Here is a 17988-nt window from a genome sequence, read left to right as displayed (position 1 = left end):
CGGCATTTGCACTTTCCTGAAAAGGTCGGATAGATGTCTGGAATGGACATGCCTCTCGATCCCGCCGCCCGGCCCGTGCGAATCGGCATCCTGCCGATCGCCGATTTTGCCGTGATGTCCTATGCCGCCACAGTCGAGCCCTTGCGCGCGGCCAATCTGCTGGCGGGGCGCATGCTGTACGAGATGGTGCATGTGGGGAACGGGCCGGTCGCCAGCTCGGGCGCGGCAGTGGTGCCGCCGGATGCGCAGGTGGGCGCGGCGCTGAGGCTCGACATGCTTTTCGTGATCGCGGGCGGCGATGTGGGCGCGCATGACGATCCGGCAATGGCGCGCTGGCTGGCACGGATGGCTCGCGAGGGGGTGCATCTGGGCGGCGTGTCGGGGGGGCCGGTTATCCTGGCGCGCGCCGGGCTGATGGCCGGGCGGCGCATGACGCTGCACTGGGAATATGCCGAGGCGCTGGCCGAGGCTTCGCCCGATCTGGCGCTGGAGCGCAGCCTTTATGTCATCGACCGGGACCGCATGACCTGCGCGGGCGGCACCGCGCCGCTGGACATGATGCACGCCCTCATCGCGCGGCAACATGGTGCAGCTTTTGCGCGCCGCGTCAGCGACTGGTTCATGCATACCGAGGTGCGCCCCGCCATCGGGCCGCAGCGCGCGGGCCTCGCGGAGCGGGTGGGCAGCCATACGCCCGCCATTCTCGATGCGGTCGAGGTGATGGAAAGCCATCTGGCCGATCCGCTGGACCTGAGCCAGATCGCGAGCATCGCAGGCGTGTCGCCCCGGCAGCTCAACCGCCTTTTCACCGACCAGCTGGGCACGCCCGTCATGCGTTACTACCGCGCTCTGCGGTTGGACCGCGCGCAGAGCCTTCTGCGCAATTCGGCCATGCCGCTCACGCAGATCGCGCTGGCCACGGGCTTTGCCAATTCATCGCATTTCAGCCGTGCCTATGCGGCGCAGTTTGGACATCCACCGTCGCGCTACCGCGATGCCTAGTTCAGCAGGCCCGCGTGGCGCATCGCCTTTTCCACCAGCGCCTTGGTGCCATCCGTCAGGGGCACGAGGGGCGAGCGGGTCTCGGGGCTGCATTTGCCCAGAAGGGACATCGCGTATTTCGCGCCGACAAGGCCCGGCTCGGTGAAGATCGCGTGGTGGAGCGGCATCAGCCGGTCCTGGATCTTGAGCGCTTCGGCGTAATCCCCGGCAAGGCAGGCCGCCTGAAGCTGCGCGCAGAGCTTGGGCGCGGCGTTGGCCGTGACTGAAATGCAGCCGACGCCGCCCTGCGCGTTGAAGCCGTGGGCCGTCGCGTCCTCGCCCGAGATCTGGACGAAATCCGTGCCGCAGGTGATACGCTGCGCGCAGACGCGCGCCAGATCGCCGGTCGCGTCCTTGACGCCGATGATGCGCGGCAGGCGTGCCAGCTCGCCCATCGTGGCGGGCGTCATGTCGACCGACGAGCGGCCGGGAATGTTGTAGATGATGATCGGCAGATCGCAGCTGTCATGCGCGGCAGTGAAATGCGCGATGAGGCCCGCCTGCGTCGGCTTGTTGTAATAGGGCGTGACGACCAGCGCGGCATCGGCACCCACCTTGTGGGCGTGGCGCATGAACTGAACCGTCTCGGCGGTGTTGTTGCTGCCTGCACCCGCGACAACGGGAATGCGGCCCGCGGCGGCGCGCACGACCTCTTCGACGACTTTCATATGCTCGTCATGGGTCAGGGTCGGGCTTTCGCCTGTGGTGCCCACTGGGACGAGGCCATTGCTGCCCTCCTCGATATGCCACTCGACGAGTTTGGCCAGAGTGTCGAAGTCCACAGCGCCGTCTTTGAGCGGCGTGACCAGAGCTGGAAGCGATCCTTTGATCATGTGCGGACTCCTTGTCGTGAGTTCGGGCGTATCGGCCCGAAAGGTGGGCGCGGACATGGCAGCGCCCCGCCGCGCGCCCTATATGGGCCGGTGGACGGCGCGCCGATGCCCGCATAGGCTGGGTGCGTCTATCCTTCGCCTTGATGGGAAATGCAAGCCATGTCGCGCTCTCTTTTCGCTGCCCTGATGCTGCTGAGCAGCGCTTTGCCGGCCTTTTCGCAAGGCGCGGGCGGGCTTGGCGCGGTGCGCCCGCCCCATGCGCTGGCCAGTGCGCTGGAGGCCGGATCGGCGGGCCGCTGGGACCGTGCGGCAGAGCTTGCCGCGCGCGAGGGGCGCGTCGCCGAACGGCTGGTGGAATGGGCGCGGCTGCGGGCCGGAAACGGCACGCTGGACGAGGTTCTGACGTTTCTCAACGCGCATCCCGGCTGGCCGGGGCTGGAGCGGCTGCGCGCACAATCTCTGGAAACGTTGGAGGGCGCCAGCGACGGCGAGATCGTCCTCTTCTACGAAGGCGCGGCGCCCCAGACCGGCGAGGGCGTGCTGCGCTTTGCCGCCGCGCTCAAGGGGCTGGGCCGGACCGAGCGCGCCGAGGAGGTGGTCATTGACGCCTGGCGCAGTTTCGATCTGAGCACCGAGGAGCATACCGATTTCATCAACGCCTACGGCACCATCCTGACGCCGCATCACGCGGCGCGCATGGACATGGCGCTGTGGCGCGGCCTCAAGGACGCGGCCCTCATGCTGCCGCTGGTCGATGACGATCTGCGCGCGCGGGCCGAGATCCGCATGAGCGCCGACAACGGCGCGCGCGGCATCGAGGCCAAGATCCTCGCCCTGCCCGAAGAGATGCAGCGCGATCCCGGCATCGCGCATGTCCTTTTCGAGCGTTATATCGCCACCGATCAGCCTGAAAAGGCTATGGACCACATGATCGCCCAAAGCCGGATCGAAGGCGGTCTGGGCGAGGCCGTGCGCTGGTCCGGCTGGCGGCGCAGCTTTGCCCGGCGGATGATGCGCGACGGCCAATACGCGCGCGCCTACGATCTGGCCGCGCATCACCAGCTGGAGGAGGGCGGCGCCTATGCCGACCTCGAATGGCTGTCGGGCTACCTTGCCCTGCGCTTCATGGAGGATCCGGCGCTGGCGCTGGATCATTTCCAGCGGCTGCGTGCCGCCGTCTCGACGCCTATCTCGTTGGGCCGGGCGCATTACTGGATCGGGCGCGCGCAGGAGGATCTGGGCGATCCCGAAGCGGCGCAATTCGCCTATGCCCAAGGCGCGGCCGAGCAGACCAGTTTCTACGGGCTGCTGGCCGCGGAAAAGGCGGGCCTGCCCTTCGAGGCGGTGCTGGCGGGCGGCGAGACCTTTGCGCCTTGGCGCGAAGCGGCCTTTGCGCAGAGCGATGCGTTCCGGGCGATCACGCTGCTGTCGGCGGCGGATCAGCTGACCTATTCGGAATGGTTCGTGACCGCGCTGGCGGACACGCTGAACCGGGGCGAGATGGGCAGCCTTGGCGACGCGCTGCGCGATATCGGCCAGCCGCATCTGGAGGTGATGCTGGGCAAGGCGGCGGCCTCGCGCGGCATCGTTTTGCCTGCGGCCTATTACGCGCTGCATCCGATGCGCAATATGGATCTGCCCGTGCCAATGGAAATGGCGCTGGCCATCGCCCGGCGCGAAAGCGAGTTCGACCATCGCGTCGCCAGCGGCGCAGGTGCGCTGGGGCTGATGCAGGTGCTGCCCGGCACCGCCAGCGATGTCGCCCGCGATATCGGCCTGCCCTATGACCGGTCCCGCGTGCTGAACGATTGGCGATACAACGCGCGGCTTGGCTCCAGCTATCTCGCGCAGATGTCGCAGCGGTTCGGGGGCAATGTGGTGATGATCTCGGCGGCCTATAACGCCGGCCCCGCACGCCCGCCCCGCTGGATGTCCGAGCGGGGCGATCCGCGGGACGGGACCGGCATGAATGGGCTCGATGTCATCGACTGGATCGAGTTCATCCCCTTCGACGAGACGCGCAACTATGTGCAGCGCGTCGCCGAAAGCCTGCCGATCTACCGCGCGCGGCTGGGCCGCGATCCGCACCCGGTGCCCTTCAGCGAGGAATTGACCGGCGCGACAATCCCCTCGACGCTGGACTAGCGCGTTCGGAAGGTGCCGCACGGACCGAAGGGCCGCAGCTGCCCTGCGGCACCATGCGCCGCGCGCCGATCCTCAGAACATCTTGCGCCAGCTTGCTCCCAACACCCAATCGGTACCAAGACGCGGTCCGTTCAGATCCTGGTAGATCGGCGCGCCAATATCGAGGCCGATGCGGTGCCCCTTCAGCGGCCCATCCTGCAACGTGAAATCGATGCCCGCCGTCAGTGTGACAGTGTCGCCGCCCTGAAAGGCCGGGTTCGCCCCCTGCATGGGCCCCGCGATCAGCGCATCGCGCCCGTCGATCCGGCCCAGGCGCGCCGCCTCGATTTTGCCCCAGACGCTATAGAGCGGCGCCGGTTTATAGCTGGCCCAAGCGGCCACAGCCACCTCATCGCCCAGCGAATATCCCTCATCATTGCTGCCCAGCCGGACCGTTCCGCGCAGTTGCGCACCGTAGTTGAACCGCCCCTTGCCACTGCGATAGCTGAGCGTCGGCATCAGGTCATACGTGCCCGAGCCCAGCTGCATCGGGTAGGCCATGCGCCGCGTCATCTGCATCCCCATCGGTGACAGCATCGTGCCCGTCTCGGTGATCGACCCGGTCGGCAGGCTCATCGTCATGCCGAAAAGGAGCTGGCTGCGGTGGTCTCGCATCAGCCCGAACGTGCCGCCAACGCGAATATCGCCCAAGCCCTCGCTGCGCATCTTGGAGCGGCCCAGAACCGTCGTCCCGGCGGCGCCGGCATAGGTGGTCGAGGTCATGCTTTTTTCGACCCAGGGCAGCATCGCCATCAGTGTCAGGCGATCCGTCGGCGCGTACATCAGACCGAACATGTGCATCTGCATGGTCATCTCTTGGGGGACGATCCGCAAGGTGGGCGGCTGTCCCGGCGCGCCAAAGAAAACGTTGGGCACTTGCGTGGCGACGAAGGCGTCGCTCACCTCGGTTGTGCCGATGCGGTTCCCGCTCATCGACATGGCGCCAAAGCTGTAACCCAACATCACCTTGCCCGCCGGCATCAGGTGATTGCCCATCATCCGCGCCGGGCCATGCATGGCTCCGTGGCCCGGTTTCATCATACCGCCATGCGGCCCCGAGTGCGGCTTGTCGGCGGTGGCCATACCGTGACCGGAGCTCTCCTTTATCGTCATCATGTGGGTCTGGGCCAGCGCAGGCTTGGTGGCCTGCACGGCCATCAAGGCAGCGCATAGGAGCGCCGCGGTCGTGATACGTGTCATTGAATATGTCTCTCATTGTCCGGCACAGCGCCTTGGCGCCGCCTGTCCGGTGTCAGTCTGATTGAACTCTATGGTGGATCAGATGACGGTCGGCGGAGCCCGCGCCCGGTAGCTGAGGACAAGTGCCGATTCGGACAGCACCATTCGCATCGGCGCAAAACGATTCTCTGTCCCTTGGACAGCACGCGCCGCAAATGCCGGACCGGTGACCTCCAGCGCCGCAGTGATACCGAGGAGCGGGCAGGTATCTGTGTGCAATTCCGGCGTAGACGGATCGGCCGGATCGAGCGCGACCGTGACGATCTGTCCGCCCAGACACAGCGCGATGCGGCCATCGACCAGAACAGGCACCATCATCGGCGCAGCCATGATGCGCAGGCACAGCGCCAAGGCCACCAGCACCGGCAGAACTTCGCACATGAAATTGCGCGTCAGGGATGTCAGGCGGCGCATTGACGGGGTTTAGCTCGATCATCGGGCGCAGGATACGGGGCATGATGTGCACCGATCCCAATGCACTGCGCAAGCTTTACGGCCCGAATGGTTTTCGAAATCCTCTTGGCGCGCGGGACAGTTGCAATCCGGCACCCCCCTTGCATCGCTGGATCATCCCCTTTATCTAACCGCTTGAGAGGTTGGCGCGGGCAGGCGCCTCGCCAACCCGGTCAGATCCGGAAGGAAGCAGCCGTAACGAGCCCCGCTTGGGTCGTTGTCCAGCCTCTCACCTTACCCCTCAATACTTCACGTCGCCGGCGGTGGCATGCCCTGACGGGACCAGCGCATCTGGGCCGCCGTCTCGACCGCGCAATCGCGTGTGCGGCGCAGACGCGCGAGCGCGTCGTCAGGTGGCTCGCCCGCTTCGATCATCAGGCGCAGGGCCGCCATGCCCGAACGCCCACAGCCGCCCCGGCAATGGATCAGCACGCGGCCCCCGCCGCGCAGGGCCGACAGCGCCAGCGGCGCGGATTTGCGCCACGCGGCCATCCCGGCGGCATCGGGCGTGCCGAAATCCGGCACTTCCATATGCACCCAGCGCGCGCCCATCTCCATCACCGCGCGGCCCAGATCGCCCGCTGCCGCAGCGCGCATCTCGGCACTGGTCGTCAGGCTCATGACCATCGCGGGGCGCCAGTCGCGCAGATGCTCCATATCGGCCTCGTAGTCCCCGCCCGCACCGGGCAGGGGCGCGATGGCGAGAATTCCGTTCAGCACCGGCAAGGCATGGATGACAAAGCCCGTCATGCCGCCCCCCCTTACAGCCGCTCGGCGCCGAAGGTGTCGCAGGCGCTCATCTGCCCCCGCTCGTACCCGCGCGCGAACCAGCGCGCGCGCTGCTCGGACGTGCCGTGGGTAAAGGTGTGAGGCTGCGGCACACGGCCCGCCTGCCGTTGCAGATGATCGTCGCCGATGCGCCGCGCGGCATTCAGCGCCTCGTCCAGATCGCCCGGCTCGAGTGCGCCCTCGACCGCCTGCGCCCAGACGCCGCTGAGGCAGTCGGCCTGCAATTCCAGCCGGACGGTCAGCGCATTTGCCTGCGCCGTGCTGGCGGATTGGCGCGCCTCACTCACTTGCCCCAGGATGCCCAGTTCGTTCTGAACGTGATGCGCCACCTCATGCGCCACCACATAAGCCGCCGCAAAATCCCCCCGCGCGCCCAGCCGCCCGGCCAGCGTGGCAAAAAATTCGGTGTCCAGATACGCCTTGCGATCCGCCGGGCAATAGAACGGCCCCGTCGCGCCCGAGGCGCCTCCGCACGGGCTCTGCGTGACGCCGGAATAAAGCACCATGACAGGCGGGCGGTAGGCCTGCCCCGCCTGCTGGGGCATCAGCTGGGACCAGACCTCTTCGGTGCTGCCCAGAACGCGGGCAGTGAAATCCGCCGCGCGCTCTTCCTCGGCGCTGAGCGTGCGAGGCTGCGAGGATTGCACGCCCCCGCCCTGCATCCCCTGCAGAAGGGGCGTCACGTCGATGCCGGCGAAATAGCCGATGGCCAGCACCACGATCAGGCCGACGCCGCCGATCCCGGCGCCGCGCCCACCGCTTCGACGACGGTCCTCGATATTGCGGCTGCGGCGCAGCCCTTTCAGCTTCATGTCGGCAGCCCCCCGGCGCAAATTCTGTCATCTCGACTATACCGCCGGTCGCGCCGCGCGCACTACCGGAAAAACCCGTCTCGCCAAAGGCGGACGCGTGGCTTAGCTTTGGGCGCATGAGCGACAAGAATGACAAGGCCGCGCAGCGCACCGATTGGGCCGAGGACCGGACCATCATGGCCAATGAGCGCACGTTCAATTCGTGGATGGGCCTTGGTTTGGGTGCGGTCGGTGTGGCCATCGCGCTCAAGGCCGTCTTCGGCGATTTCGAGCCGACATGGGCGGCCAAGGGCGTGGCCAGTCTGTTTTTGTTCGCGGCGATTGTCATCTACTGGACCGCCGCCAATCAGGCGCACAAGACGCATGAGCGCCTCACCTGCCGCGAGGCCGAGGTGACGGAGGCCAAGAACTTCCGCCGCCTTGCCGCGCTCTTGACGCTGGCCACGCTGGGCACTGGCGCGGTGCTTTGGACGCTGTGAGCGCGCTTTGCCCGGCAAGGGCGGTGGACGCGGGCGCGCGGCCCCTCTACCTTGACCGCCTGACAGCAGACGATTCCAGCAGGCGCCCCCTATGACCGACTCCGCCCCCTCCGGCTACCGCGTTCTGGCCCGCAAATACCGGCCCGAGACCTTTGCTGACCTCGTCGGGCAGGATGCGATGGTGCGCACCCTGAAAAACGCGTTCGAGGCGGACCGCATCGCGCAAGCGTTCATCATGACGGGCATTCGCGGCACCGGCAAAACCACCACCGCGCGGATCATCGCCAAGGGCATGAACTGTATCGGCCCGGACGGCAATGGCGGGCCGACGACCGATCCCTGCGGCACCTGCGAGCATTGCGTCGCCATCATGGAAGGCCGCCATGTCGACGTGATGGAGATGGACGCGGCCAGCCATACGGGCGTGCAGAATATCCGAGACGCCATCATCGAGACGGTCAGCTACCGCGCCGCATCGGCCCGCTACAAGATTTTCATCATCGACGAGGTGCATATGCTCAGCACCTCGGCCTTCAACGCACTTCTGAAAACGCTGGAAGAGCCGCCGGCGCATGTGAAGTTCATCTTCGCCACGACCGAGATCCGCAAGGTGCCGGTGACGGTTCTCTCGCGCTGCCAGCGCTTCGATCTGCGCCGGATCGAGCCGGAGGTGATGCTGAAACTCATGCGCAAGATCGCGGGCAGCGAAGGCGCCGAGATCACCGACGATGCGCTGGCGCTCATCACCCGCGCCGCCGAAGGCTCGGCCCGCGATGCGACCTCCCTTCTCGATCAGGCCATCAGCCACGGCGCAGGGGAAACCGGCGCCGATCAGGTGCGCGCGATGCTGGGCCTTGCCGACCGGGGCCGCGTGCTGGACCTGTTTGACATGATCCTCAAGGGCGACGCGGCCGGAGCGCTGACCGAACTCGGCGCGCAATATTCGGACGGGGCCGATCCGCTGGCCGTCCTACGCGATCTGGCCGAGATCACGCATTGGACCTCTGTGGTCAAAATCACGCCCGAGGCGGCGGACGATCCCACCATCGGCCCCGACGAGCGCGCGCGTGGCCTGCAAATGGCCGAGGCGCTGCCGATGCGCGTGCTGACGCGCATGTGGCAGATGCTGCTCAAGGCGCTCGAGGAGGTCGCGGGCGCGCCCAACGCGATGATGGCCGCCGAGATGGCCGTGATCCGCCTGACCCATGTGGCCGACCTGCCCAGCCCCGAAGAGCTTCTGCGCAAGCTGAAGGACACGCCCGTGCCCGCCTCCCCGCCCGGCGGCGGCACTGCGGCATCCGGCACTGGCGGCGGTCCGTCGGCGCAGGCCAGCGCGCCCTACAGCGCACCCGCCAGCCAGCCGCAGCAAACGCATCAACCGCGCGCCTCTGGCGGAAATGGCGTCAGCGCCTCGCTGGCTGTCGCCGCGAACGAGGCTCTGGCGCATTACCCCACCTTTCACCATGTGGTCGAGGTCATCCGCGCCAATCGCGACGTCAAGCTGCTGGTCGAGGTCGAGACCTGCGTGCAACTGGCCGCCTACCAGCCCGGCCGGATTGAATTCGTGCCCACCGAGGGCGCGCCCCACGATCTGGCCCAGCGCCTCGGCGCGGCGCTTCAGCGTTGGACGGGCAATCGCTGGGCCGTCACCCTGGTCAACGAGGGCGGCGGGGAAACGATCGCGGCGCGGCGCGACGCCGATAAGCTGGCTCTGCATAACGAGGCTGAAAGCCATCCCCTGGTCCAGGCGGTCAAGGATGCCTTCCCCGGCGCCGAGATCATCGAAATTCGCACGGCCCGCCAGATCGAGAATGCGGCGCTGGCCGATGCCCTGCCCGAAGTCGAGGATGAATGGGACCCGTTCGAAGAGGACTGACCGCCGCGGCCCCGCTGGCTGCAATGCTCGCGGCCTTGCTGACGCAGGCTACGGCAACGCTCGCGCAGGAGGCGGCGACCGTGACGGGCGTCTGCAAGGACGAGCGGCCCCTGTGGGATGGCACCCCCGTCAGCATGCTGGGCGAGGCGGTGATCCTTTTCTCGTCCCCCGCCGCGCTGATCCTTCTTGCCGCCTCGGCCATCGCCGTCGCCCTTCGCAGCTCTTGGGGCGCGCTTGCCTTATGTGTCCTCTGGTCCGGCCTGACCATGCTCATCGCCGCCGCCGACCCTACGGGCCTGCGCGCCGAGGCATTCGCCGAAGGTTGCCGGGCCTCGCCCGCGCTTTTCATCGTCGCGGTCGCGGCGATTTGCGGCGCGATGATCCTGCATACCAGCCGCAAACCCAGACCAGCCGAATAACCCGCATCGCCCGCCCCCTTGTGCGGCGGGGATGCGGCCCGTATCTAACAGCTGACATCCTCAGCAATCGGAGACCGACATGTTCAAGGGACTGGGCCAGATGGGCGACATGGCCAAGATGATGAAGGCCGCGCAGGAAATGCAGACCAAGATGGCTGAAATGCAGGAAGAGATGCATAACATGACCGTCACGGGCGAAAGCGGCGCGGGCCTGGTCAAGGCGGTCGCCACCTGCAAGGGCGAGTTGAAAAGCCTCGACATCGACCCCAGCATCTTTTCGGGCGACGACAAGGAAGTGGTCGAGGATCTTATTCTGGCCGCGATCAAGGACGCTCAAGGCAAGGCCAGCGACCGCGCGCAGGAAGAGATGAGCAAACTCACCGAAGGCCTGGGCCTGCCCGAAGGCATGAAGCTGCCCTTCTAAGGCGTATGCGTCCGCATTCATCTTGGCAAAAATACTCTCGCCGAAGGCGTCCACAGACAATGCCGGGACCGGTCCATTGAGTTCGACACGCGATATCGACAGCCTGATCGACATGATGGCCCGGCTGCCGGGCCTTGGACCGCGCTCGGCCCGGCGTGCAGTGCTGCACCTGATCGCCAAGCGCGAGATGAAGCTGATGCCGCTGGCGGACATGATGCAGACCGTCGCCGCCACGGCGCGCGAATGCGCCCGCTGCGGCAATATCGGCACCCTTGAGATCTGCGACATCTGCACCGCGCCCAAACGTGCCAACGGCATGCTCTGCGTGGTCGAGAGCGTGTCGGACCTATGGGCGATGGAGCGGAGCAGCAGTTACAAGGGGCGCTATCACGTTCTGGGCGGCACGCTCAGCGCGCTTGACCAGATTGGCCCCGAGCAGCTGCGCATCCCGGCCATGATCCGCCGGATCGAGGAGGAGGGGATCGAGGAGGTCATCCTCGCCCTCGCCGCCACGATCGACGGGCAAACCACGGCCCATTACATCGCCGACCAGATCGAGGGGCGCGTGCGCCTCACATCCCTCGCCCAGGGGGTGCCCATCGGGGGCGAGCTCGATTACCTCGATGACGGCACAATCAGTGCGGCGCTCAGCGCGCGCAAGGATATCTAGGGGCGCGGCCTTTGCCGTCCGGGATTTGAGTATTTTTACCAAGATGAACCTGGACGGGTGCGCTTATTGCAAAACCTGATCCTCGGGCCATTGCATGCCGTATTCCAGCGTCAGGTCGCGGGTCTCGCCCGGGGCGATATCGAACTCCCAAGCCAGAACCCCGGTCTGCCCGTCGACATCCGTCTCGGTCGGGCGCGGCTCGGCCTGCCAGTCGATTGTCAGTGCCTCCTGCTGGGAATAGGGCACGCGGTCGAGAATCCGCAGCGGCCAGGTTTCTTCCGTCAGGTTCTCGACCTCGATCCGGGCAATTTCGCTCAGATCGTTCGATTTGCGGATGATCCCGCTGCCGCCTTCCTCGCGGTCCAGCGTGGTGCGGGTGAGGCGCAGCCCCTCGATGGGGCCAAAGGACGCCTCGCTTTCCTGTCCTGCCGCAAGAAGGGGGGTCTGGCTCTGGCCGACATACGTTCCATCCAGATAGTGATGCGTCTGGCCCGGCAGGATCAATTCGCCCGTGTCATTGGTGAATGCGGCCATCAGAAACGCGCTGCTGTCATATAGCGGCACGGCGCGCGCCTCGATCTTTGCCTGCGTCTCAAGCGTGCCGAGCGCGATGCGCAAGGCGTCTGCGCCGGTGGCGACCGAAACGGGCGGCGCGTAGTCGTAGGTGACCGAGAGGCCATCGAATTGAGCGTTCGCCGTGACCACGCGCGGCGCCGGAGCGGCCACGTCGGACATGGCCATGCTCTCCATCTGCGCGCCCAGCGCCTCCTTGCGCATCAGCTCGGGCGGCGGGCCGATGCGGCGCAAGAGCGGGCCGATTTCGCTGGGACGGGTCTGGCCGCTGGGGCGCACGGTCGAGAGGGTCAGCGCGACGTCACGCCAATTTTCGCCCGTGGACTGGCGCAGATAGGCGCCCCGCTCGATGGTCAGCGCGCCGGTCTCGCGCGTCAGCGTCATGTCATAGACGGGCGACCAGCCTGCATTCCAGGTGTTGTAGGTCACACTCAGCGTGCCGCTGGTCTGGTCGAGCGCGGTGATCGACACGGCCAGCATCGCGCGATCCTCGTCCTCCGGGACCAGCGCGGCGAGGGTCTGGCGCGCCTCTTCCAGCGCCTCGATCTGGTCCTCCAGCGCGCGCTCCGCCTCGGTGGCGGCGCGGGCCGCATCATGTGCCGCCTGGCGTGCGGCGAGGGTCTGCTCGCCGATCATCTGCGCCATGTCGCGCAGCGCGCTGACATCTTGCGCCGCGATGCCGTCGCCCTGTCCCAGTTGCGCCAGAAAGGCAGTCTGTGCGTTGGCCGCGTCCACGGCGAGGCGCAGGCGCGCGATGTCGGCGCGCGCGGCCTCCAGCGCCCGCTCGCGGCGTTCCACCTCGTCGCGGGCGGCCTCGATGGCGGCGCTTTGCGTTTCGCTGCGGGGTGGCTGAGCGGTGCGGCGGGTGGTGACACCGCCCATCTCGGCACCTGTCACGCTGGCCCGGACGCTGGCCAGATCGGTGTCCTGGGGCAGATCGATGAGGATGAGGTCATGCTGGCCTGCGGGCACGTCAAAGGGCACGGCCCTCCGGATCGTGGCGCCTTCGGGGTAGAGCGTGACCGCGGCCACCCGGCTGGTGAGCGGGATGTCATCGGCAAACGCGGCTGAGGGAACGGCAAGTGCGAGGTAAAGAAGCGGTCGGATCGCGCGCATGATGGGTTTCTCCAGCTGGACGGGGCCAGTCTTGGGCGGCGCGCATGCGATTGCAAGCGGGCCGGGGCCGGATTGCGCGGATTTACGCTATCTTTACTGGGCCATGGCCTTATGAGGCCATGATCTGGTTTTTTCTCATGTCGATGTGGATGAGTGCGTCATTGCCCGGCGCATGGCGCGGCGGGACGCAGCGATCTCTTCCCGTCCGGCGCGCTGATCTGCGCCGGACGGGGAAGAAGGCGTTCAGCCCTTTTTCAGCACGCGCTGGCCCAGGGTCTCGGCAATCTGGACCGCGTTCAGGGCCGCGCCCTTGCGGAGGTTGTCCGACACGCACCAAAGGTTCAGACCGTTCTCGATGGTGCTGTCCTGGCGGATGCGGCTGATAAAGGTCGCAAAATCGCCCACGCATTCAACCGGCGTGACGTAGCCGCCGTCCTGACGTTTGTCGATCACCATGATGCCAGGCGCCTCGCGCAGGATATCGCGCGCCTCGTCCTCGTCGAGAAACTCCTCGAACTCGATGTTGATCGCTTCGGAATGGCCGACGAACACCGGGACGCGCACGCAAGTCGCGGTCACCTTGATGTTCGGGTCGACGATCTTCTTGGTTTCGGCGACCATCTTCCACTCTTCCTTGGTCTCGCCCGAGTCCATGAAGACGTCGATATGCGGGATCACGTTGAAGGCGATTTGCTTGGTGAATTTCTTGGCCGGCTTGTCGTCTGTGGGGTTGTAGATCGACTTGGTCTGATCCCACAGCTCGTCGATGCCCTCCTTGCCCGCGCCGCTGACCGACTGGTAGGTGCTGACGACGACGCGCTTGATGCGCGCGCGGTCATGCAAAGGCTTGAGCGCCACGACCATCTGCGCGGTCGAGCAGTTGGGATTGGCGATGATATTGCGCTTGTGCACCTGCTCGACGGCCTCGGGATTGACCTCGGGGACGACCAGCGGCACGTCGGCGTCATAGCGGTAGAGCGACGAGTTGTCGATCACGATGCAGCCCGCCTTGGCGGCCTTGGGCGCGTAGATCTTGGTGGCGTCCGAACCGATGGCGAAGAGGGCGATATCCCAGCCAGTGAAATCGAACGCATCGAGATCCTTGGTCTTGAGGGTCTTGTCACCATAGCTGACCTCGCTGCCCAGCGATTTTCGGCTGGCAAGCGCGACGACCTCGTCGGCGGGGAACTGGCGCTCGGCCAGGATGTTCAGCATTTCGCGGCCCACGTTGCCCGTGGCGCCGACGACGGCGACCCTGTAGCCCATCTTTCAAATACTCCTGATCAAAATCCGGTATGGCTCGGGCGCCTCTTATCGCGCATCGCTGCCATAGGAAAGGGGTCAGGCGGGCGCGTCGCGGCTGAAGAGGTAGATGACCACCCCAATGAGGAGCGCCGCGCCGAAAAAGGCGAAGAGCGCGCTGTAGGATGCCAGATCCCCCGCGCCCGCCGCGACATTGGAATGGATCGCACCCGAAGCCAGCTGCGCCGCGCCCACGCCGCCGATGCCGAAGAGGTTCATCAGCGTCACGCCCCGGCCCGCCAGATGCGCCGGGAAGAACCCGCGCGTGTGGGCGATCAGGATCGGGAAGGTGGCCCCGAAAAAGCCGATAGCCGCACAGAGCGCAATTCCAAGGACTGCATTTTGCCCCGCAAAGGCCGCGAGGGCGAGGGCCGAGGCCGCGCACATCACGTTGCCGATGAGGATCACCCATTTATGCGTGCCGAACACCCGGTCGAGCGGGCCGTAGGCCAGCGTGCCGCAGATCATCGCGACGCCCATGACCAGAGAGGCCTGCCCCAGCTGCGAGGTTGTGAGGCCGAAAACATCGCTGAGGTACGGCCCGATCCAGAGGCCACGCACCGCCGCGGCGGGCGCGTAGCAGACGAACATCATCGGGATGATCGGCCAGAGCGCACGCATTTTCAGCAGATCGAGCACCGAGCCGCGCTGGCCGCCCTCGGGCGCCTCCGGGTCGCGCAAAAGGATGAAGAGCGCCGCCGCCGCCGCCGCCGTCAGCGCGGCCAAGAGGGTCAGCGCGGCGCGCCAGCCCACCGTCTCGACCGCGAAGGCCATGGGCCAGGACGCGCCCAGATTGCCGACGGAGCCGATACCCAGGACCAGCGACGCCGTGGTGGCAAATTGGGCCGGGGTGCCCTGCCGGGCCAGCAAGTAGAATGCCGAGACAAGGATCGGCGCGCAGCCCGCGCCGATCAGCATCATCGCGATATTGATCTGCATCGGCGTTGCCGCCACCGCGAACATCAGCGCACCACCCGCCCCGCCGATAGCCAAGAAGGCGGATGCTGTCCGACGGGGCCCGAACCTGTCCAGCGCCCAGCCGATAGGCAGCTGCGCCAGGCCGAACGCCAAAAACCAAAGGCCTGACGCCGTCGCCAGATCGTCCGGACCGGCGCCGATATCGCGCAACAAGACAGGGCCAAGGACCGCCAGGAACGCGCGGTAGAACTGGCTGAGCACATAGGTAAGGCACAAGAGCGAAAGACCGGCGCGCATGGGGGATCCTCCGCGGCGAATGACCGGGCTGTGGTGGCACGACGCCGCGGCATGGGCAAGAGGCTGCGGTGCGCTTACGGGCAGAACGGGTATGCTCAGAAAAGTGAGTGCGCGCGTCAGGCGCGGCTGCGCGCGATCAGGACATCGACATGGGCCGCAGCACAGGTGGCCAGCGCGTTCAGGTCATACCCGCCCTCCAGCACCGAAACAAGCCGCCCCTCGCAATGCTCCCCGGCCAGATCGCAAAGCGCCTCGGAGATCCAGGTGAAATCGGCGGTGTCCAGCATCAGCCCGGCCAGCGGGTCGGCGCGATGCGCGTCAAAGCCAGCCGAGACGATCAGCAGCTCGGGGCGAAAGGCGGCAGCCGCAGGCAGGATGACGTCCGACATCGCAGCGCGAAACGCCGCGCTGCCGCTGCCATCCCGCAGGGCGACATTAACCACGGTGCCGTCCGCTCCCGTCTCGCTGGGATCTCCCGTGCCGGGGAAAAGCGGCATCTGATGCGCCGACAAGTACATGATGCGCGGATCATCCTCGGTCAGCGCCTGCGTGCCGTTGCCGTGATGCACGTCGAAATCGATGATGGCGACGCGGGCCAGACCGTGATGATCCAGCGCATGCCGCGCCGCCACCGCAGCGCCGCAGAGAAAGCAAAAGCCCATGGCCTGCGACGCCTCGGCATGGTGGCCCGGCGGGCGCGTCGCGACGAAGGCATTTTGCGCCTGTCCCGCCATCACCATCTGGACCCCCAGAATCGCGCCGCCCGCGCCGCGCCGCGCCGCGCGCATCGTCCCCGGCGACATCCACGTGTCGCCATCTATGGAAATGCCGCCCCGCTCGGGCACCATCGCCTCCAGCCGGTCCAGGTGCGCCTGCGGGTGCAGCGGCGCCAGGTCGCCATCCTTGACCAAAGGCGCGTCGCAGCGGATCAGCTCCTTGCCCTCCAGCGCGTTCAGAACGGCATCGAGGCGTGCGGCACATTCGGGGTGACCCTCCGGCATTTTATGCGCAAAGCAGTCATCGTGCGTGATCAGGGCGGTTCCAGCGGCGCGCCTTCGGCTTGTCATCTGCGGTCCTTTCCCGGTCACACTTGCCCGGCCAAGCAAACGCAAAGCCGCACGCCTGTCCAGTGCCCGCTTGCCGCGGCGCCCGGCGCGTGCATATTTATCCTGATGGAACTGGATCCCAACCTTCCGCCGATCGAGCAGGCGCAGGACATCGCGCTGACCCTTTGGGCGCAGATACATGCGTTCGGCATAGGGCTGATGCGGCCCTGGAACGCCTATCAAGTCGGTATCATCCTGGTCCTCTTGCTGATTGCGCACGTGCTGCGCGCCCTTTTGGCCCCGCGTCTGCACGCCTGGATGCGCACACGCGAGGGATGGCCGAAATGGCGCATGCGCATTCTGGTGATGGTTCACCGCCGGCTACGGCTGATTTTCTTCGTGTTGCTGGCATGGGTCACGTTCGGGCTGATGCAGCAACTGACCTGGCCCAGCCGGTCCTACCTGATCGGCATCGCCGCCGAATTGGGCACCGCGTGGCTGGTGATTGCCTTCGTGACGCGCCTCATCGCCAACGGCTTTCTGCGCGGCATGGTGCGCTATGCCGGCTGGGCCTGGGCCACGCTCATCATCCTTGGGCTGACCGACGAGGCCCAGCGCCTGATGGACAGCCTTGCCGTCACGCTGGGCGAGACGCGCATTTCCGTCTGGCTGATCCTGCAGGCCATCGTCATCCTAGGCGCGCTTTTTTTCGTGGCGAGACTGGTTTCGAGCACCACATCGGCGCGAATCGCGCGCAATGACGAAATCTCGCCTTCGATGCAGGTTTTGGCAGTCAAGTTCCTGCAGGTGCTGCTCTATGGAGCGGCTTTCTTCATCGGGCTGCGTACGGTGGGCGTCGATCTTACGGGCCTCGCGGTCCTTTCGGGCGCCATCGGTGTCGGCCTCGGCTTTGGCTTGCAAAAGGTCGTGTCGAACCTCGTATCGGGCATCATCATCCTGCTCGACAAGTCGATCAAGCCTGGCGATGTCATCAGTCTGGGCGAGACGTTTGGCTGGATCAACAGCCTCGGCGCGCGCTATGTCAGCGTGGTCACGCGCGACGGCAAGGAATACCTGATCCCGAACGAGGATCTGATCACCAGTCAGGTGGTCAACTGGTCGCATTCCAACGAATTCGTGCGGCTGGATATCTACTTCGGCACCGCTTACGGCGACGATCCCCACAAGGTGCGCAAGATCGCAATCAATGCGGCGGCCAGCGTGCCCCGCGTGCTCAGCATGAAGGCGCCGGTCTGCCATATCGTCGGCTTCGGCGACAGCAGTGTGGACTATATCCTGCGCTTCTGGATCCGCGACCCCACCCAGGGACTGACCAACATTCGCGGCAATGTCTACCTGGCGCTCTGGGACGCGTTTCGCGAAAACGACATTTCCATCCCCTTCCCGCAGCGCGAGGTCCGAATGCTGGGCGACAAGGGCGCGGATGGCGCGGATGGCGCAAAAGCCGGGACCGCGCTCGACTGACCGGGCCTGGGGCCCGGCTCAAAGCGACAAAT

At 66.3% G+C, this 17988-nt stretch carries 17 protein-coding genes and 1 other RNA gene; 9 read left to right on the top strand and 9 right to left on the bottom strand.

Going from position 1 to position 17988, the window contains the following annotated elements:
- Positions 1–42: 42 nt before the first annotated feature.
- Positions 43–1002, top strand: coding sequence for a GlxA family transcriptional regulator (locus tag BW975_RS02330; RefSeq protein WP_244512539.1), 960 nt, complete (start codon positions 43–45; stop codon positions 1000–1002).
- Here BW975_RS02330 and dapA read toward each other — a convergent pair.
- On the bottom strand, positions 999–1874 hold the full coding sequence (gene dapA / locus BW975_RS02325; RefSeq protein ID WP_076530646.1) for a 4-hydroxy-tetrahydrodipicolinate synthase: 876 nt from the start codon (positions 1872–1874) through the stop codon (positions 999–1001). The genes BW975_RS02330 and dapA overlap by 4 nt on opposite strands.
- A 159-nt stretch (positions 1875–2033) precedes the next feature.
- Between dapA and BW975_RS02320 the strand changes: the two genes are divergently transcribed.
- A complete protein-coding gene (locus BW975_RS02320; RefSeq protein WP_335743485.1) occupies positions 2034–4019 on the top strand; it encodes a lytic transglycosylase domain-containing protein in 1986 nt (661 codons plus the stop codon).
- A gap of 72 nt (positions 4020–4091) precedes the next feature.
- Here the strand turns inward: BW975_RS02320 and BW975_RS02315 are convergent, their stop codons facing one another.
- Both BW975_RS02315 and BW975_RS02310 read right to left on the bottom strand, forming a co-directional pair.
- Positions 4092–5258: a hypothetical protein gene (locus BW975_RS02315; protein ID WP_076530642.1), complete on the bottom strand. Its 1167-nt coding sequence runs from the start codon at positions 5256–5258 to the stop codon at positions 4092–4094.
- Positions 5259–5336: 78 nt separating this feature from the next.
- A complete protein-coding gene (locus BW975_RS02310; RefSeq protein WP_076530640.1) occupies positions 5337–5711 on the bottom strand; it encodes a hypothetical protein in 375 nt (124 codons plus the stop codon).
- 175 nt (positions 5712–5886) lie between these two features.
- On the opposite strand from BW975_RS02310, the gene ffs reads away from it, so the two are divergent.
- An RNA gene (gene ffs, locus BW975_RS02305) (signal recognition particle sRNA small type) lies at positions 5887–5985 on the top strand.
- Positions 5986–5999: 14 nt separating this feature from the next.
- Here ffs and BW975_RS02300 read toward each other — a convergent pair.
- Together BW975_RS02300 and ypfJ are read right to left on the bottom strand one after the other, a co-directional pair.
- A complete protein-coding gene (locus tag BW975_RS02300; RefSeq protein ID WP_076530638.1) occupies positions 6000–6500 on the bottom strand; it encodes a phosphatase domain-containing protein in 501 nt (166 codons plus the stop codon).
- An 11-nt stretch (positions 6501–6511) separates the two neighbouring features.
- Entirely contained in the window at positions 6512–7351 is an 840-nt protein-coding gene (ypfJ, locus tag BW975_RS02295; RefSeq protein ID WP_076530636.1) for a KPN_02809 family neutral zinc metallopeptidase, read from the bottom strand.
- A gap of 116 nt (positions 7352–7467) precedes the next feature.
- On the opposite strand from ypfJ, the gene BW975_RS02290 reads away from it, so the two are divergent.
- The 5 genes from BW975_RS02290 (at position 7468) to recR (ending at position 11219) form a co-directional block, all read left to right on the top strand.
- Positions 7468–7830, top strand: coding sequence for a DUF202 domain-containing protein (locus BW975_RS02290; protein WP_076530634.1), 363 nt, complete (start codon positions 7468–7470; stop codon positions 7828–7830).
- Between the two features lie 91 nt (positions 7831–7921).
- Positions 7922–9706, top strand: coding sequence for a DNA polymerase III subunit gamma/tau (locus BW975_RS02285; protein WP_076530632.1), 1785 nt, complete (start codon positions 7922–7924; stop codon positions 9704–9706).
- Entirely contained in the window at positions 9682–10125 is a 444-nt protein-coding gene (locus tag BW975_RS02280; RefSeq protein WP_139194233.1) for a hypothetical protein, read from the top strand. The genes BW975_RS02285 and BW975_RS02280 overlap by 25 nt, the downstream gene beginning before the upstream one ends.
- A 79-nt stretch (positions 10126–10204) precedes the next feature.
- Positions 10205–10549: a YbaB/EbfC family nucleoid-associated protein gene (locus BW975_RS02275; protein ID WP_076530628.1), complete on the top strand. Its 345-nt coding sequence runs from the start codon at positions 10205–10207 to the stop codon at positions 10547–10549.
- Between the two features lie 76 nt (positions 10550–10625).
- Complete coding sequence (gene recR, locus BW975_RS02270; protein WP_076530626.1) at positions 10626–11219, top strand: recombination mediator RecR; 594 nt, start codon at positions 10626–10628, stop codon at positions 11217–11219.
- A 63-nt stretch (positions 11220–11282) separates the two neighbouring features.
- Here the strand turns inward: recR and BW975_RS02265 are convergent, their stop codons facing one another.
- The 4 genes from BW975_RS02265 to BW975_RS02250 form a co-directional block, all read right to left on the bottom strand.
- Positions 11283–12908, bottom strand: coding sequence for a DUF4139 domain-containing protein (locus BW975_RS02265; protein WP_076530624.1), 1626 nt, complete (start codon positions 12906–12908; stop codon positions 11283–11285).
- 243 nt (positions 12909–13151) lie between these two features.
- Positions 13152–14174, bottom strand: a complete 1023-nt coding sequence (locus BW975_RS02260; RefSeq protein ID WP_076530622.1) for an aspartate-semialdehyde dehydrogenase — start codon at positions 14172–14174, stop codon at positions 13152–13154.
- Positions 14175–14249: 75 nt separating this feature from the next.
- A complete protein-coding gene (locus tag BW975_RS02255) occupies positions 14250–15425 on the bottom strand; it encodes an MFS transporter (protein WP_076530620.1) in 1176 nt (391 codons plus the stop codon).
- A 116-nt stretch (positions 15426–15541) separates the two neighbouring features.
- Positions 15542–16492 carry a histone deacetylase family protein gene (locus BW975_RS02250; RefSeq protein ID WP_076530618.1) on the bottom strand — a complete coding sequence of 317 codons (951 nt, stop codon included), beginning with the start codon at positions 16490–16492 and terminating at the stop codon, positions 15542–15544.
- Between the two features lie 105 nt (positions 16493–16597).
- Between BW975_RS02250 and BW975_RS02245 the strand changes: the two genes are divergently transcribed.
- Positions 16598–17956, top strand: coding sequence for a mechanosensitive ion channel family protein (locus tag BW975_RS02245; RefSeq protein ID WP_076530616.1), 1359 nt, complete (start codon positions 16598–16600; stop codon positions 17954–17956).
- Positions 17957–17988: the final 32 nt, after the last annotated feature.

This window comes from Roseovarius nanhaiticus (assembly GCF_900156535.1).
Classification (GTDB): Bacteria; Pseudomonadota; Alphaproteobacteria; order Rhodobacterales; family Rhodobacteraceae; genus Roseovarius; species Roseovarius nanhaiticus.
This window is presented reverse-complemented; position numbering and strand designations above follow the sequence as displayed.

What these genes read in the sequence shown, in the direction of transcription:
- BW975_RS02330 (WP_244512539.1), top strand. Translation starts at nt 43, where the DNA reads ATGGACATGCCTCTCGATCCCGCCGCCCGGCCCGTGCGAATCGGCATC.
- dapA (WP_076530646.1), bottom strand. Translation starts at nt 1,874, where the DNA reads ATGATCAAAGGATCGCTTCCAGCTCTGGTCACGCCGCTCAAAGACGGC.
- BW975_RS02320 (WP_335743485.1), top strand. Translation starts at nt 2,034, where the DNA reads ATGTCGCGCTCTCTTTTCGCTGCCCTGATGCTGCTGAGCAGCGCTTTG.
- BW975_RS02315 (WP_076530642.1), bottom strand. Translation starts at nt 5,258, where the DNA reads ATGACACGTATCACGACCGCGGCGCTCCTATGCGCTGCCTTGATGGCC.
- BW975_RS02310 (WP_076530640.1), bottom strand. Translation starts at nt 5,711, where the DNA reads ATGCGCCGCCTGACATCCCTGACGCGCAATTTCATGTGCGAAGTTCTG.
- BW975_RS02300 (WP_076530638.1), bottom strand. Translation starts at nt 6,500, where the DNA reads ATGACGGGCTTTGTCATCCATGCCTTGCCGGTGCTGAACGGAATTCTC.
- ypfJ (WP_076530636.1), bottom strand. Translation starts at nt 7,351, where the DNA reads ATGAAGCTGAAAGGGCTGCGCCGCAGCCGCAATATCGAGGACCGTCGT.
- BW975_RS02290 (WP_076530634.1), top strand. Translation starts at nt 7,468, where the DNA reads ATGAGCGACAAGAATGACAAGGCCGCGCAGCGCACCGATTGGGCCGAG.
- BW975_RS02285 (WP_076530632.1), top strand. Translation starts at nt 7,922, where the DNA reads ATGACCGACTCCGCCCCCTCCGGCTACCGCGTTCTGGCCCGCAAATAC.
- BW975_RS02280 (WP_139194233.1), top strand. Translation starts at nt 9,682, where the DNA reads ATGGGACCCGTTCGAAGAGGACTGACCGCCGCGGCCCCGCTGGCTGCA.
- BW975_RS02275 (WP_076530628.1), top strand. Translation starts at nt 10,205, where the DNA reads ATGTTCAAGGGACTGGGCCAGATGGGCGACATGGCCAAGATGATGAAG.
- BW975_RS02265 (WP_076530624.1), bottom strand. Translation starts at nt 12,908, where the DNA reads ATGCGCGCGATCCGACCGCTTCTTTACCTCGCACTTGCCGTTCCCTCA.
- BW975_RS02260 (WP_076530622.1), bottom strand. Translation starts at nt 14,174, where the DNA reads ATGGGCTACAGGGTCGCCGTCGTCGGCGCCACGGGCAACGTGGGCCGC.
- BW975_RS02255 (WP_076530620.1), bottom strand. Translation starts at nt 15,425, where the DNA reads ATGCGCGCCGGTCTTTCGCTCTTGTGCCTTACCTATGTGCTCAGCCAG.
- BW975_RS02250 (WP_076530618.1), bottom strand. Translation starts at nt 16,492, where the DNA reads ATGACAAGCCGAAGGCGCGCCGCTGGAACCGCCCTGATCACGCACGAT.
- BW975_RS02245 (WP_076530616.1), top strand. Translation starts at nt 16,598, where the DNA reads ATGGAACTGGATCCCAACCTTCCGCCGATCGAGCAGGCGCAGGACATC.